This window comes from Nocardia sp. NBC_01730 (assembly GCF_035920445.1).
Taxonomy (GTDB): domain Bacteria; phylum Actinomycetota; class Actinomycetes; order Mycobacteriales; family Mycobacteriaceae; genus Nocardia.
Genome location: NZ_CP109162.1, coordinates 7,690,978 through 7,705,939 on the forward strand (window position 1 = coordinate 7,690,978; position 14,962 = coordinate 7,705,939).

The window sequence follows — 14,962 nt, forward strand, 5'->3', positions numbered from 1 at the left end:
GTGGTCGGTTAATGTCTATCACCGTGGTAGCGGACACCCATTCCGATGGCGGCGATCTCCCTCATCCGGACGCCGGGGACGCACTAACCCCGAGGCAGGCGGCAGCGGCGATATTTTCCAGCCGGCTGTCGGAGCTGATCGCGGAATCCGTCGTCTCGACCGAGGACGGATCGACGCGCTCGCTCACGCTGTACTCGCTGGCGCAGCATCTGGAACTGGCGTATCCGGACGTGCCGGTGTCGCAGTCCGGTTTGTACCGGCTCATCCACGGTGACGCGATCCCGCGGTTGGATCTGGTGATCGCACTGGCCCGGGTGTTCGATGTGCCGCCGGAGTATTTCGTGACCGAGGAAAAGAAGCGCTGACCGGACCGGCCAGCTGTTCTCTCCAGCGGGAATAGTGCTGGATCGGCGGGCGTCCCGGTCCGGATACGATCCGAATCATGCCCGACGAGGACCCGGGAGATGTATTTCTCCGTCATCGAGGTGTGGTCCTGGACGCGTTGCTGTCCGATCCGGTGTTCGGGCAGTCCAGCGTGGCGACGCGCGAGAATCCCGAGCAGCCGGAGTACAGCGCGGCCACGTTCGCTATTCCCGACCTCGACGAGGAGCCGGAAGTGTCCGCGCCACGGCGGCGCACCGGCGACGGCCCGCGGGCGAGCGAGCGAATCCTCGCTCTGCTGAACGGTCAGTCGCAGGACTCCACTCCCGCAATGGATTACGCGGCCGACTATTCCGCGGTCGCCGCTAAGGCGAACGCGCCCGCGGAGCCGGAGCCGGAACCGGAACGCCCCGCGTCTACCCCGGCGGACCGGCTCGCGCCTGCCAAGCAGATCGGGCGTGACGCCCTCACCCAGCTGCGTAAACCAAAGGTGGCGCTGGCTGTCGGCGCGGTTGTCGCGGTGCTGCTCGTGCTGCTGCTGATCACCACCGGAGGCCAGGAGAAGGACACGGCGCAGGATCAGCTCCTGGTCATCACCCCGCCGCCGACCTCGGCGGCACCCGCGACTTCGGCCGCTCCATCGGCGGGCTCTTTGATCCCGGTGAAGTCCGCGGATTCGAAATGCCCGCCGGGCAGCACGTCGGCGATGGACGCCTTCGGCGGACAATCGGGCAAGGCGTGGTCGTGCGTGCGCGCCTACAAGGTCGATGGCCAGGTCATGACGATCGATTTGGGTAAGACCTATCAGGTCGACTCGATCGGTATCATGCCCGGCTGGGACAACATAGGTACGGACGGAACCGACCAGTGGGCGAAATACCGCACGGTGAGCCGGGTTTCGTATCAGTTCGACGATGGGAACAAGTACACCCAACCGACGCTCGACCAGCGCACCTTGGTGGTAACCAAGATCGATCCGCCGGTGAGCACCTCGAAAATCGTGCTGACCGTGCTCGAATCCAAGGGTGATGCGTCGATCAACACCGTCGCGATCTCCTCGGTCGTCGTCACGGGGCGCTGACGTGTCGAGGCCACCCGAGCTGATCTGCCAGTACTGTGCGCACCGCAATACCGGTGCCGACTCCCGCTGCGGGCACTGTGGGGCGCCGTTGCGCGCTGTCGTGCACGCCGTGGAGTCCTTTGTCGAGCATGCACCCGCCAAGCTCGTCAAGGTCGCCGAAAAGATCGGTGCTGATGCGGAAAAGGTTGTGACTGGAGGGTATCCGCGCTGGCAGTGGCGCGCGCTCGGCGTGGCCATCCTGGTCCTGGTCGTGTTCGGTGTCGTCATCGCCCGGTCCTGTTCGATCGACCTGCCCTCGCTCTCCGGGGCCATGTCGGAGGAAGTCGTGCCGGAGCCGTTGCGGTCGGCGGCATCGTGTCAGCCAATGGATTCCGGTGGGCAGGGCGAGAAGTGCGTGATCGCCGCCAATCATCCGATGCTCTTCGGTGGCATCGCGGGCGGCAAGGACCTGACCTTCTATGCCGAGCGCGCGCAGCCGGATCGCTTGGCCGAGACGATCTCTCGCTGGCGTGCCGCGGGGGGAACGGCTCTTGTCGATGGCCCCGTCTACGCCGCGATCGGGCCGTCGGCAACCGTCTGGTACGCGGACGCCCGGGTGGGTCTGCGGTTGGAGACGGGGACGTTCGCCGGTAAGGCTGCCGCCCAGACCTTTCTCTCACGAGCGGGACTGGTCCGCTGACGGCACATCGTTGGCATTCTCTCGGCCGGAAAAATCCCTGATCCGGAAGCACATGATCGCTGTCCGGCGAGCGTAATTATTGTTACACTGTTGATTGTGCCGTTATCTAGCGGTACGTTATTTGAAGTACGAAAACGTACGAGCGCAGTTCTCGGGAAGGCAACGGATCGATGGCGGCAACCACCCAGCAGACGATGACACCACAGCGGTTCCGCAATGATCCGACCGATCTAGAGGCGGTCTACTTCCGGTGGATCCAGCCGGGTTCCTCGACCTCGGCGATCACGGATCGGGCCGAGCGGATTTTCCGGCAGCATCTCGAGCTGGCCGCCACCCGTGCGCCAGGGTCGGCGACCACCCGGGTCTACCGCCCGGAGGACAGCACCGAGCTGGGCGCCGCGATCCAGATCGTCAACGACGACATGCCGCTGCTGGTCGACTCGGTCACCGCTGCGCTGCGTCGGCTCGGTGCGACGGTCACCGAGGTGGTGCACCCGGTATTCGATGTCTCCCGCGACGCCGATGGCAAGTTGCTGACCATCGTGCACCGGGGCGGCGAAGCCGAACCGACCGGCGAGACCGACGGAAAGACGCTGCGCGAGTCGTGGATCCACGTGCAGCTGGGCGTCGGCCTGGCCGACGAGCTGGTGGATCGGATCGAGCGTGCGCTGCCGCCGCTGTTGGCCGACCTGCGTCAGGTCGCCGACGACACGCCGACCATGGTCGAGGTGCTGAACACCGTCGCCGACCAGCTCGACCAGGCCGCCAAATGGGCTGACGACGCCGAGATCCCCCAAACCTCCAACTTGCTGCGGTGGTTGTCCGACGGGCACTTCACTCCGCTCGGGTATGGCTACTATCACTTCCGTCGCTCCGCGCCGAGTGCGGACGCGGCTTTTGAGCCGTGGCAGCTGCCGGGCACCGGGCTCGGCGTGCTCAGCAACGGCGCCGTCGCGGATATCAGTGTGCCTGTGGTCGGTGCGAAGCGGACGGTCCTTCGCATGGCCAACGGTTCGGTGGACTCGCTGGTGCCGGGTTCGCGGGATCTGTACTTCATCAGCGTCGCCGATTATGGCGGCACCGATCCCAGTGGTCGCGCGTCCTGGGGCGACACCGTCGCCATGGTGAAGGGCGAGCACGTCTTCGTGGGTACCTTCACCGTCGCGGGTCTGCACGAGAACATCCTCGACATCCCGGTCATCTCGCGTCGCGTGCTGCAGGTCGTCGAATGGGCCGGCTTCGGGCTCGATTCGTTCTCCGGGCAGGCGATGCTGGAGATGATGCAGTCGTTCCCGCGGGTCGAGCTGTTCTCCACCGATGCGCGCAGGCTGTTCGAAACCGTCTCCGCGGTCATGAATCTGGGCCTGCGGCGGCAGGTGCGTCTGTTCATCCGGCGCGACGCGCGCAGCGACGCCATCTACTGCCTGGTCTATCTGCCGCGCGACCGCTACTCCACCGAAGTCCGTCTGCGCATGGGTGACATCTTGCGGGCCGAGTTCGACGCCGAGCAGATCGCCTATTCGGCGCGGGCCACCGAATCGGAACTGGCCGTCGTCTACTTCACCGTGCACCGCAAGCCCGGTGCGGAACCGGCCGACATCTCCGACGAGAACCGCGAGCGGATCCAGGAGCTGCTGCTGGCGACGACCTGGACCTGGGGCGACCGCCTGGTGGCCGAGGCCGCGGGCGCGTCCGATGTACCGCAGGCGCTGGCCACCGACTATGCGGCCGCGTTCCCGGCGAGCTACCAGCAGGAACACGAGCCCGCGCACGCGCTCTCCGATCTGCAGCGGCTCGAGCGGCTCGACGACGGTGCCATCGACACAAACCTGTACCGGCAGAGCGAATCCTCCTCGGTGGAATGGCGATTCACGCTATATGTCGCAGGAGAGGGGATCTCGCTGAGCCGCGTCCTTCCGGTATTGCAGAGTCTGGGTGTGGAAGTCGTCGACGAGCGGCCCTACCAGATCACGCTGCCGGATCGGCCGGATCGCTGGATCTACGACTTCGGACTGCGCGTTGCCGCTGCGCCGCTGCGCGACGCACTCGACGGCGAGCCCCCCGCGCACCTCGAGCACTCGGTGGAGCTCGAGTCGCTGCCGGAAACCAGTGTGCGCCGACGCTTCCCAGAGGCCGTGACCGCGATGTGGTTCGGCCGTGCCGAGGTCGACGGCCTCAACGAGCTGGTGTTGCGCGCCGGATTGCACTGGCGTCAGGTGGTGCTGCTGCGTGCCTACGCGAAATACCTACAGCAGGCCGGATTCGCCTACACCTTCGGCAACATCACCCGCGTGCTGCTGACCCATCCGGCTACCGCGAGGTCGTGCACCGAGCTGTTCGCCGCGCACTTCGATCCGGACGGTGTCGGCGCGGAGGCCGACACCAGGGCCGCGGCGCTTGCCGAGCGCGTGCAGACGGAGATCGACGCCGTCGTCAGCCTGGACACCGACCGGATTCTGCGCGCTCTGTTCGGCCTGATCGAGGCGACACTGCGCACCAACTACTACCGGCGCGACGACGAGGGCAACCCGCTGGACTACCTGTCGGTCAAGCTGAATCCGCATGCGATTGCGGAGTTGCCGAAGCCGAGGCCGCAGTTCGAGATTTTTGTGTACTCGCCCAAGGTGGAGGGTGTGCATCTGCGTTTCGGTTCGGTGGCGCGTGGTGGTTTGCGGTGGTCGGATCGGTTGGAGGATTTCCGGACCGAGGTTTTGGGTTTGGTGAAGGCGCAGGCGGTGAAGAACGCGGTGATCGTGCCGGTGGGTGCGAAGGGCGGGTTCGTGGTGAAGCAGCCGCCTGCGGCGACGGGTGATCCGGTGGCGGATCGTCAGGCGCTGGGTGCGGAGGGTGTGGCGTGCTATCGCACGTTCATTTCTGGTTTGCTGGATATCACCGACAATGTGGATCGTGTGTCCGGTGAGGTGCTGCCGCCGGCTCGGGTGGTGCGTCGTGATGGTGATGACACTTATTTGGTTGTTGCTGCGGATAAGGGGACTGCGACGTTCTCTGATATCGCGAACGATGTTGCGCAGAGTTACGGGTTCTGGCTTGGGGATGCGTTCGCTTCTGGTGGTTCCGCGGGGTATGACCACAAGGCGATGGGTATCACGGCCAAGGGTGCGTGGGAGAGTGTCAAGCGGCATTTCCGTGAGATGGAGATCGACACGCAGACGCAGGATTTCACTGTTGTCGGTGTGGGTGACATGAGTGGTGATGTGTTCGGTAACGGGATGTTGTTGTCGGAGCACATTCGTTTGGTGGCGGCGTTCGACCACCGCCACATCTTCCTCGACCCGGCTCCGGACGCGGTCCGTTCGTTCCAGGAACGTCAGCGTATGTTCGCGCTTCCGCGTTCCTCGTGGGCCGATTACGACACTTCGCTGATCAGCCCAGGCGGCGGTGTCTACGACCGTTCCGCCAAGGCGATTCCGGTGACCCCTGAGGTGCGCGCGGCACTCGACTTGGCGCCAGGGGTGGCTACGCTGTCGCCGCCGGAGATGATCAAGGCCATCCTCCTCGCCCCGGTCGACCTGTTCTGGAACGGTGGCATCGGCACTTATGTCAAGGCGAGCACCGAGACCAATGCCGATGTGGGTGACAAGTCCAACGACGCGGTACGAGTCAGCGCGAACCAATTGCGGGTCAAGGTGATCGGCGAGGGCGGTAACCTGGGCGCGACGGCGCTGGGCCGGATCGAGTTCTGCCGCAACGGCGGCCGGATGAATACCGACGCGCTGGACAACTCGGCGGGCGTGGACTGCTCCGACCACGAGGTCAACATCAAGATCCTGTTGGATGCCGTCGTCTCCGGCGGAGAGCTCGCTGTGGCCGACCGTAACCCGCTACTCGCCTCGATGACCGACGAGGTCGCCGAACTCGTGTTGCGCGACAACATCTCCCAGAACTTCCGACTGGGAATGTCGCGGGCCGACGCGGCGGGCATGTCGAGCGTGCACGCCAGGCTGATCAACGACCTCGAGGCACGCCGTGGGCTCGACCGCGAGCTCGAGGCGCTGCCGACGGGCGCGGAGCTGGCGCGACGTGCCGCCGATGGAGTCGGGCTCACCTCGCCCGAGCTGGCTAATCTCATGGCGCACGTGAAGCTTTCGCTGAAAGCCGATCTACTCGCCGGTGACCTGCTCGACAGCGTGGCGTTCGAGCCGGTGCTGCCCGCGTACTTCCCCGCGCCGCTGCGCGAGCGGTTCGCGTCCGCGATCGGCAGGCACCCGCTGCGGCGCGAGATCGTGGCCACGGTGGTGGTCAACGACATGGTCGACTACGGCGGAATCACCTATGCCTTCCGCCTCGCGGAGGAGGCCGGGGCCACCACCGACGACGCGGTACGCGCCTACACCGCGGCGGTCGAGATCTTCGATCTGCACGCACTCTGGCAGCGGATCAGGCAGACCCCCATGTCCACGGCGGCCCGCAACGAACTGGAACTGGAGACCAAGCGGACCCTCGACCGTGCGTCCCGGTGGCTGCTGTCCAACCGTCCACAACCGATTGCGATCGGCGCCGATATCGCCAGGTACCGGGACCGAGTGTGGGCCCTGGCTGGGCAGGTGCCCGCCCTGTTGACCGGCTATCTCGCCGACGACCTGGCCGAGCGCTCGCGCGGGTCGATCTCCCGCGGCGCGCCACGGGAGCTGGCTGAGGAGGCGTTCGGGCTGATCCACCGCTTCCCGCTGCTCGACGTGATCGACTTGGCGGAGATTGCCGAGCGTGATCCGTCGGAGGTCGCGGTGCTGTACTACGCGCTCAACGAGCACTTCCAGATCGAGCGGTTGCTGATTGCGGTCGGCAAGCTCGAGCGGGGCGGACGTTGGAGTGCGCTGGCGCGGCTCGCGGTCCGCGAGGATCTCTACGATTCGCTGCGGTCACTCACGCTCGACGTGCTCACCGCGACCGAACCTCAGGAGAGCACGGCGGAGAAGATCACGTACTGGGAGTCGACCAACCGGTCCCGGCTTGCTCGCGCCAGCGCGTCGCTGGCGCAGATTTTCGCCGTCGAGACCCAGGATCTGGCGTCGCTCTCGGTCGCGGCGCGACAGGTCCGCAGTATGGTGACCGGGGGTGAGTCGACCACGGTTGCACCGACGGTCGTCGGCTGAGTGTAAACCGGACGATGCCCGGAGGTTGGACGCGCTCGGCGTCAGCCTCCGGGCATCGGCGTTCCGCAGCTCCCGCAGAACTTGGCCGTCGCAGTCGATTCCGCGCCGCAGCCCGGGCAGTGCCGCGGTTGCGGCGCGAGCGGCGTTCCGCAGTTCATGCAGAACCGCGCACCTGGTGGATTTACGGCTTGGCAAGCGGCGCAGGGGGATTGCCCGGCATCGGCCGGGGCAGGCGGCAGTTGCGGTGTACTGGACTGGTTGCTTACGTGCTGTCCGATGGCATTCACACTCAGCGCGGCACCGAGAAATCCACCCTCGGCGCCGTGGCCGTGCGCGAACCCTTGGCCCGCGCCGAGCGCGAGCTCGCCCGCGGCATAGCGCTGGAAGTCACCGGTCAGGCGAATGTACTTGACGTCCTTGGCGAGTCGCTTCAGCCGGTCGGCGTCCTCCGGCGCCAGCGTGATGTCGAAGTTGCCCATCCGTGGGATACGCAGTCCGTATTCGTAGAGCGCGGTGTTCGTCTGACGTAGGACAGCGGCCTCGATCGGCTGCAATTGTGCCGAGAGTCCGAGCACCTGCCAGTCCCCGCGCGAAATACCCTGGGTGACAGCGATTTTCATGGACTTGAGCAGGAGATCGGCACACCAGCTCTGCACCCGTTCCTGTTCGGTGAGATCGGCGGTGCCCGCCAGCGAGGTGAGCAGTTCAGCCGGATCGCGGACGGCGAGCGCGAACTCGCCGAAGACGCGCAGGGTAATCACTTGCTCGCTGACCGGATCCAGGATGTCGGCCAGTCGCCCGCCGAACCGGACGCCGGGGACTTCCCGGGTGGCGACGAAATACAGCTCGGCACGATAGAAGTTCCCGCCGGTGACGGTGTCGACGAGCGCGCCGAGCACCGGCAGCTCATCGGCGTCGATACGATGCCGGCCGGGGCCCAGAGCGGCGACCACCCGCCCGGACTTGACGAACAGGGCGATCTCGTCGGCGTTGACGATCGCACGGCTGTAGCGGCGGATGTTGACATCCGGCCACTTGTAGACCATTTGGTTCTTGCGGTCCTCCGGGACCGCGATGAACTCCCGCTCGAACCACGCCATCTGCGCTCCATCAGCCGATTTTCACATTGAGCGTACCGATATCCAGTGGTCCGATCAACGAATGACTCGCGATCGCCGCTGCTCTGTGCCCTTTTCTCGCAATTTTTGATGTCCAGCTTGTTACAAGAGGCAAGTCACTATTGAACGTGCCGCTATATAACGGTACATTGGGCGAAGTTATGATCGCCGTCACCTGAAAGGCCATCCCCATGACCACAGTTCGACCTCCCTCGGAGCTGCCCGCGCCGGCGGGCACGCTCCACGAGGAGGACGCGGGGTACCACAAGTCCCTTCGCCCGCGTCAGCTGCAGATGATCGCGATCGGTGGCGCCATCGGCACCGGACTGTTCCTGGGCGCGGGTGGGCGTTTGGCCAGTGCCGGCCCCGGATTGTTCATCGTGTACGCCATCTGTGGCGTGTTCGTGTTCTTCATCCTGCGGGCGCTCGGTGAGCTGGTGCTGCATCGCCCCTCCTCGGGATCGTTCGTCTCCTACGCCCGTGAGTTCTACGGCGAGAAGCTGGCATTCGCGGTCGGGTGGATGTACTTCTTCCACTGGTGCATGACCGGGATCGTAGACATCACCGCCATCGCCACCTATGTCCATTTCTGGGGAGCTTTCGAGGCGATACCGCAGTGGCTGATCGCCCTGGTCGCACTGGCTCTGGTGGTGAGCGTCAACCTCATCTCGGTGAAGTGGTTCGGCGAGCTCGAGTTCTGGGCCGCGCTGATCAAGGTGGTCGCGCTCGTCGCATTCCTGATCATCGGCACGATCTTCCTCGCGGGCCGTTTCAAGGTCGATGGGCAGAGTACCGGGCCCAGCGTCATCGCCGACCACGGCGGCCTGTTCCCCAGCGGTATCCTCCCGCTCGTTCTGGTCACCACGGGTGTCGTCTTCGCTTATGCCGCAGTGGAATTGGTCGGTACGGCGGCCGGTGAGGCGGAGAACCCGGAGAAGATCATGCCGCGCGCGATCAACTCCGTGATCGCCCGGATCGCGCTGTTCTACGTGGGATCACTGGTGCTGCTCGGTCTGCTTCTGCCCTACACCGCCTTCAAGGAAGGTGAGAGCCCCTTCGTCACATTCTTCTCGCGGATCGGCGTGGATGGCGCAGGCTCTGTGATGAACCTCGTGGTGCTGACGGCGGCTTTCTCCAGTTTGAACGCCGGGCTCTACTCGACCGGCCGGATCCTGCGCTCGATGTCGATGAACGGCAGTGCGCCCACCATTGCGTCGCGAATGTCGAAGGGCGGTGTGCCTTACGTCGGCATCCTCGCTACCGGCGCGGTCGCGCTGATCGGCGTCGGCCTGAACGCTGTGGTGCCGGACAAAGCGTTCGAGATCGTGCTGAACATGTCGGCGCTCGGCACGATCGTCGCGTGGGCCGCGATCGTGGTCTGTCAGCTGCAGCTGTGGCGCTGGTCGCGCACCGGCCGCGCGGAACGTCCGTCCTTCCGGCTGATCGGCGCGCCCTACACGAGCTTCGCGACGCTGGCATTCCTCGTCACCGTGGTCGGTCTGATGGCCTTCAGTGACGACGAAGTGCAGCGGGGTGCGGTGATCGCCATGGTCGTGGTCGTGGTTCCGGCGCTGGTCGGCGGCTGGTTCCTGGCGCGTAAGCGGGTGCTGCGCGTCGCGGAGGTACGCCAGGGCGTCACCGGTCAGTTCCCGGTTCTGGCCGAGCGGCCGCCGCGGAAGAACACGGCGGGTGGCGAGACGGTGGTGATTCTCGACAAGCCCGACGAGGAGTGAGTCAGTCTCCGTCCCGGGCGCTACCGCCCGGGGCGGATAGCCTATTCCCAACGCTGGGAACAATACTAGCGCGCATCGACAGGTAGCGGACCAGAATGAAACCCCGATCGAACGGTGGGTCTGAGAGGTTCGTATGCCGGAGCACCCCAGCGCATCCGACCGTCCACTCGCACATCCGTGGGCGAATCGGCGAATGCGCGGCACCGAGGTGCCTCGGCGAAGTTCTCACCCATGGGCAACTCGGCTCCTGCTCAAGACCGAGATGCCCCCACGGCTGCCCAATCCGTGGTCGACGCCTCAATTTGCCGAGGGACAGCCGAAGCAGCATGCCGTCGCTGTCGAGTCGATGCCGAGCATCGTCGAACGTACGGCCGCCGCTGACATCGCCGCCATCGCCGCCACCACCTCTTCGGAACTCACTATCAGCACCGCCGAGTTGCTCGACGGCCTCGAATCGGATCCCGGTTCCGGCCGCAGCGGCCGGTCCCGACCGAGTGGGCGAAGGTTGGGTGATGGCCTCGTGTCCATGCCCAAGGTGAGCCCGCTCGATCCGCGTTCCGCGGTCATGCAGAGCCCGGAAATGCCGGAGCACAAACGGTTTTGCTGGAAGTGTCAGCAGCCGGTGGGCCGCACCACCGATGCTGGACCCGGCGTGGTGGAGGGCGAGTGCGGTCGGTGCGGATCGCCGTTCAACTTCCAGCCCTCGCTCCAGCCAGGGGAAATGGTCGCCGACCAGTACGAGGTGCAGGGCTGTCTGGCCCACGGCGGGCTCGGCTGGATCTATCTCGCCGTCGATCGCAATGTGAGCGACCGCTGGGTGGTGCTGAAGGGGCTGCAGAATCCGCTCGACTTCGAGGCCCATGTAGTCGCGCTCGCCGAACGCCAGTTCCTCTCCGAGGTGGCCTACCCCGGCATCGTCAAGATCCACAACTTCGTCAAGCACCAGTCCCGCCGCGACGTTCCCGACGGCTACATCGTCATGGAGTACGTCGGCGGCCGCTCACTGAAGAAAATGCTCGATCTGCGGGCACCGGAACGCATTCCAGTCTCGGAGGCGATCGCCTTCATGATGGAGATCCTTCCCGCGCTGGACTATCTGCACTCGTTCGGACTCGCCTACAACGACTTCAAGCCCGACAACATCATGGTCAGCGAGGACGAGGTCAAGCTGATCGATCTCGGCGCGGTCGCCGCCATGGAGTCCTACGGAAGCATCTACGGCACCCCCGGCTACCAGGCGCCCGAGATTACCGAGACCGGCCCGACAGTGGCCTCGGACATCTACTCCGTCGGCCGCACCCTAGCCGCACTGGTGTTGGACATGCCCAAGACCTCCGACGGCCACCAGCTGCCCGGGATTCCTTCGGCGGACGAGCAGCCGCTGCTCCTGCGCTATCCGTCGTTGGACCGGCTGTTGCGGCGGGCCACCGACCTGGATCCGCAGCGCCGCTTCCCGACCGCCTATTCGATGTATGGCCAGCTCGCGGGCGTTCTCCGGATGGTACTCGCCGCCGATACGGGCACGGAGCATCCCCAGGCTTCGCTCGAATTCGGTTCCATGCGTGGCGATTTCGGCATCGAGACGCTGATCGGACAGACCGACGGCATGGCCGACGGACGTCATCGGCTCCCCGCGCTGGATGCGCCGAGCGTCGTTGCGGCCCTGCCGGTTCCGTTGATCGACAGCGAGGATCCCAGCGCCGACCTGCTGTCCACCCTGCTGCACGGCGACCCGAGGCACGCCCTCGACGCGCTGCGCCGCACTGCGGACCGGATCGTCTCCGGAACGATCCGGGAGCCGGAGACCTTCGAGCTGGAGGGAACGCTGACGGCAGTCCGCGCGCATCTCGACCTGGGGGAGGTGGTGCCCGCGTGCGACCGGCTCGCCGACCTGCGACCGAGCTACGCCACCGACTGGCGCATCGAGTGGTACTCGGCCGTTGCCGCGCTGCTGGACGGCCAGTACGAGCGCGCCTACGAGTACTTCGATCTGGTGCACGGCATGCTGCCCGGTGAGATCGCGCCCGCCCTTGCGCTGGCGGCCACCGCGGAACTCACGCTGCAGCATCTCGGCCAGCCCGACGACGACAACCGCTGGCATCAGCTCGCCATGGAGTACTACCGGACGGTGTGGCGGACCAACCACGGCGTGGTGAGCGCGGCCTTCGGACTGGCCCGCAGGCTCGCGGCCGACGGCGCACTGCTCGAGGCCGTCGCCGTCCTGGACCAGGTGCCTGCGGCCTCGCGGTATCAGAGCGTGGCGCGGATGACCGGCTGTCTGCTGCTGGTCTCGCAGCCGATCCCGGAGACCACCGAGGCCGACCTCATCGAGGCGGCGGCGCGACTCGACGCCGCGCCGGACGAGCCGAGGGCGCTGCAACTACAGGTCATCGTGGTAGGTGCGGCGCTGGAGTGGGTGCGCGCCGGCGGGCAGTCGGCGGAATCCGAGGCGACCCTGCTCGGTTTCCCGGTCACCTCGCTGGGCTTGCAGCGCGGGCTCGAGTCCAGTCTGCGCGCGCTGGCCCGGATCGCGCCGCACCGCCTGCACCGGTATCGGCTCGTCGACCTGGCCAATCACGTGCGGCCGAAGTCCAGGTGGTGACCGGGCTCAGACCGTCCGTGCGGTGAGTATGAAAAGCGCTGGTGCGGCCAGGATAACGAGCAACCACAGCCAGTTGCCGGTGGTCAGAGCGAGGACTATCGCGAGGACCACGGCCGCCCCCGCCACCACCACGAGGCGTGGCAGTGGATTGGTCGGTGGCATCTCCGGTGCCTGCGGTGTGCTGCCTGGCAGGTCGGCGAACAGTTCGGCCAGCTGAGTCTTGCTGGTCGCCGCTGCGACGACCGCGCTGAGTTCGTCGAATTCGGTCAGGCTCAGTCTGCCCGCGCCGAGGTGTTGCGTCAGCTCGCGCATCGCTCGCTCGCGGTCCGCGATGCTGGCCGGGGGACCCGCAGATTCACCCATGTCGGAAGGATAGGCGTAGCGGCAAAAGCCGTGCACCACGTGAGTTTTCCAAGGGCGGGAAGATCGGCCTGCCCGCGCGGGCACGGCCGGACGCCGCGGTGCCTTGTCTGAATGAATCGCCGCGGATCACGTAGAGTTTGCTGATTCGTCGCCGGCCGTCCGTCGGCCACCAAAACGCCCGCGCACCGGCCATCCGTTCGTGTTGCGATGTGGTTTCCTTGAGGTATGACTGCGGGCGTGGAGTACACGATCGACGAGCTGGCGCGGGAGGCCGGTACGACCGTGCGCAGCCTGCGGGTTTACCACGAGCGTGGCGTGCTGCCGCCGCCTCAGGTCAAGGGGCGTACCGGCTTCTACAGTGCCGACCATTTGAACCGGGTGCGGACCATCAGCAGGCTGCTCGATCGGGGGATCAAAATCAATGGCATCAAGGAATTGCTCAAAGCCTGGGATCGCGGTGACGACCTGGGTGACATTCTCGGCGTCGTCGAGCCCGACCTGGCCGAGACGACCGTTCTGGCTGCCGGAGACATGATCGCGGCGACCGAACTCGCCGAGCGCTACCGCGAAGTGCCCAACGGTCTCGCGAGGGTCGTCGCGGCGGGGCTGTACGAGCCGGTGGACGCGGCGACCTATCGGATCGCGGATCGTCGGCTGGTGCACAGCCTCGATCGCATCGTGGACGCCGGTATCCCGGCCGACGAGGTGCTCGGCGAACTGGAGAAGCTGCGCGCTGACGCCGATCGCATCGCCCGCCGTTTCGTCGACCTCTTCCGCCGCACCGCCTTGGCGTCGTTCCAGGAATCCGACCGAGGCCCGGTAGAGGTCGCCGAGCTAGCGGAACAGCTGACGGCGACGCGCGCGGTCCCCGGCGCGGCGACCGCCGAGCTCGTAAATCTGTTCATCGCACGGTATCTCAGTCAGGACACCGAACTCGCGGACGCGCTGCCGGAGGCATGACCTGCTCGGCCAGGGCGGGCCGACCGGAACTGCTTCTGTTCCCACTTTCCCATCGCTGGAGATACGTGGCAGTAACGTGCCGTTAATTAGCGGTATATTGGTGCCATCTGCCGCGTGCTCGCCGCACGCGGAGCTACCTATGACCATGTACCTAGGTATGTCGTGCGCAACCTACTGATGCGCGCGAGTGTCGCTTTCGCCGAAAATCTCCCAATCGCACAAGGCAGCAGATGGGTGTGGGCAATGGGAAGCGTGACCCTGTGGATGCAGATGTCGCTGGATGGCTTCGCGGAGGGGCCGGATCAGGAAGTCCACTGGCCAGTGGTGGACGAGGAACTGTGCGAGTCGTTGATGGACGAACTCAGCTCGGCCGACCTGTTCCTCTACGGCCGGAAGACGTACGAGATCATGGCATCGTTCTGGCCGACCGCCGACGTAGATCCGGCGATATCGGAGTTCTATGTCGACTTCGCGCGGTGTTGGAAGGAAACGCCCAAACTCGTCTTTTCACGCAGCCTGCCTACCGCCGGCTGGAACACGAAAATCGTCCGGGAGGATCTGGTCGAGGAAATCGCCGCGCTGCGCGCGCGGCCTGGTTGCGACATGGTCCTGTTCGGCGGTGCGGAGACGGCGTCGGCGTTCATGAAGCACGATCTGATCGATGAGTACCGGCTGTTCGTCCACCCCATCCTGCTGGGTGGCGGTATCCCGTTGTTCCCGACCCCCGCGGTGGTGTCTGGGTTGCAGCTCGTCGATGTGATGACGTTCGACAGCGCCGTCGTCCAGATGCATTACCAGCAGATGGCCTCGGTGTCTTCGGGCTAGCGCACGCAAACCCTGAGGTAGCGGCCCCGCCACCAGAACGGTGACGGACGTCGCGTGAACTCGAGTCGGCATTGTCGAGCGCGTAGCGGCTTTCGTGGGCTAGCTT

10 protein-coding genes are annotated in these 14,962 nt (G+C 65.8%); 8 read left to right on the forward strand and 2 right to left on the reverse strand.

Annotation, left to right across the window (positions count from 1 at the left end):
* The first annotated feature begins 11 nt into the window (after window positions 1–11).
* From OHB12_RS31970 to OHB12_RS31985, 4 genes are all read left to right on the forward strand, one after another.
* Entirely contained in the window at window positions 12–365 is a 354-nt protein-coding gene (locus OHB12_RS31970) for a helix-turn-helix domain-containing protein (RefSeq protein WP_063024976.1), read from the forward strand.
* Window positions 366–442: 77 nt separating this feature from the next.
* Window positions 443–1,462 carry a hypothetical protein gene (locus OHB12_RS31975; RefSeq protein WP_327113612.1) on the forward strand — a complete coding sequence of 340 codons (1,020 nt, stop codon included), beginning with the start codon at window positions 443–445 and terminating at the stop codon, window positions 1,460–1,462.
* Between the two features lies 1 nt (window position 1,463).
* Complete coding sequence (locus OHB12_RS31980; protein WP_327113614.1) at window positions 1,464–2,141, forward strand: hypothetical protein; 678 nt, start codon at window positions 1,464–1,466, stop codon at window positions 2,139–2,141.
* 170 nt (window positions 2,142–2,311) lie between these two features.
* Entirely contained in the window at window positions 2,312–7,255 is a 4,944-nt protein-coding gene (locus OHB12_RS31985) for an NAD-glutamate dehydrogenase (RefSeq protein WP_327113616.1), read from the forward strand.
* 41 nt (window positions 7,256–7,296) lie between these two features.
* Here OHB12_RS31985 and OHB12_RS31990 read toward each other — a convergent pair whose 3' ends face one another.
* Entirely contained in the window at window positions 7,297–8,355 is a 1,059-nt protein-coding gene (locus tag OHB12_RS31990) for an SPFH domain-containing protein (RefSeq protein ID WP_327113618.1), read from the reverse strand.
* Between the two features lie 209 nt (window positions 8,356–8,564).
* Between OHB12_RS31990 and OHB12_RS31995 the strand changes: the two genes are divergently transcribed.
* Together OHB12_RS31995 and OHB12_RS32000 are read left to right on the forward strand one after the other, a co-directional pair.
* The gene (locus tag OHB12_RS31995; RefSeq protein WP_327113620.1) at window positions 8,565–10,106 is read left to right on the forward strand and encodes an amino acid permease; all 1,542 of its coding nucleotides are present in this window, start codon (window positions 8,565–8,567) and stop codon (window positions 10,104–10,106) included.
* A gap of 262 nt (window positions 10,107–10,368) precedes the next feature.
* A complete protein-coding gene (locus OHB12_RS32000) occupies window positions 10,369–12,708 on the forward strand; it encodes a serine/threonine-protein kinase (protein ID WP_327113622.1) in 2,340 nt (779 codons plus the stop codon).
* A gap of 6 nt (window positions 12,709–12,714) precedes the next feature.
* On the opposite strand, the gene OHB12_RS32005 is transcribed toward OHB12_RS32000, so the two are convergent.
* Window positions 12,715–13,071 carry a DUF1707 SHOCT-like domain-containing protein gene (locus tag OHB12_RS32005; protein ID WP_327113624.1) on the reverse strand — a complete coding sequence of 119 codons (357 nt, stop codon included), beginning with the start codon at window positions 13,069–13,071 and terminating at the stop codon, window positions 12,715–12,717.
* A gap of 237 nt (window positions 13,072–13,308) precedes the next feature.
* Between OHB12_RS32005 and OHB12_RS32010 the strand changes: the two genes are divergently transcribed.
* Together OHB12_RS32010 and OHB12_RS32015 are read left to right on the forward strand one after the other, a co-directional pair.
* Window positions 13,309–14,031 carry a MerR family transcriptional regulator gene (locus tag OHB12_RS32010; RefSeq protein ID WP_327113626.1) on the forward strand — a complete coding sequence of 241 codons (723 nt, stop codon included), beginning with the start codon at window positions 13,309–13,311 and terminating at the stop codon, window positions 14,029–14,031.
* A 243-nt stretch (window positions 14,032–14,274) separates the two neighbouring features.
* Window positions 14,275–14,856: a dihydrofolate reductase family protein gene (locus tag OHB12_RS32015; protein WP_327113628.1), complete on the forward strand. Its 582-nt coding sequence runs from the start codon at window positions 14,275–14,277 to the stop codon at window positions 14,854–14,856.
* Window positions 14,857–14,962 lie beyond the last annotated feature (106 nt).

Excerpts from the sequence above, each read along its gene's own strand:
- OHB12_RS31970 (WP_063024976.1), top strand. The coding sequence starts at position 12 with ATGTCTATCACCGTGGTAGCGGACACCCATTCCGATGGCGGCGATCTC.
- OHB12_RS31975 (WP_327113612.1), top strand. The coding sequence starts at position 443 with ATGCCCGACGAGGACCCGGGAGATGTATTTCTCCGTCATCGAGGTGTG.
- OHB12_RS31985 (WP_327113616.1), top strand. The coding sequence starts at position 2,312 with ATGGCGGCAACCACCCAGCAGACGATGACACCACAGCGGTTCCGCAAT.
- OHB12_RS31990 (WP_327113618.1), bottom strand. The coding sequence starts at position 8,355 with ATGGCGTGGTTCGAGCGGGAGTTCATCGCGGTCCCGGAGGACCGCAAG.
- OHB12_RS31995 (WP_327113620.1), top strand. The coding sequence starts at position 8,565 with ATGACCACAGTTCGACCTCCCTCGGAGCTGCCCGCGCCGGCGGGCACG.
- OHB12_RS32000 (WP_327113622.1), top strand. The coding sequence starts at position 10,369 with ATGCCCCCACGGCTGCCCAATCCGTGGTCGACGCCTCAATTTGCCGAG.
- OHB12_RS32005 (WP_327113624.1), bottom strand. The coding sequence starts at position 13,071 with ATGGGTGAATCTGCGGGTCCCCCGGCCAGCATCGCGGACCGCGAGCGA.
- OHB12_RS32015 (WP_327113628.1), top strand. The coding sequence starts at position 14,275 with ATGGGAAGCGTGACCCTGTGGATGCAGATGTCGCTGGATGGCTTCGCG.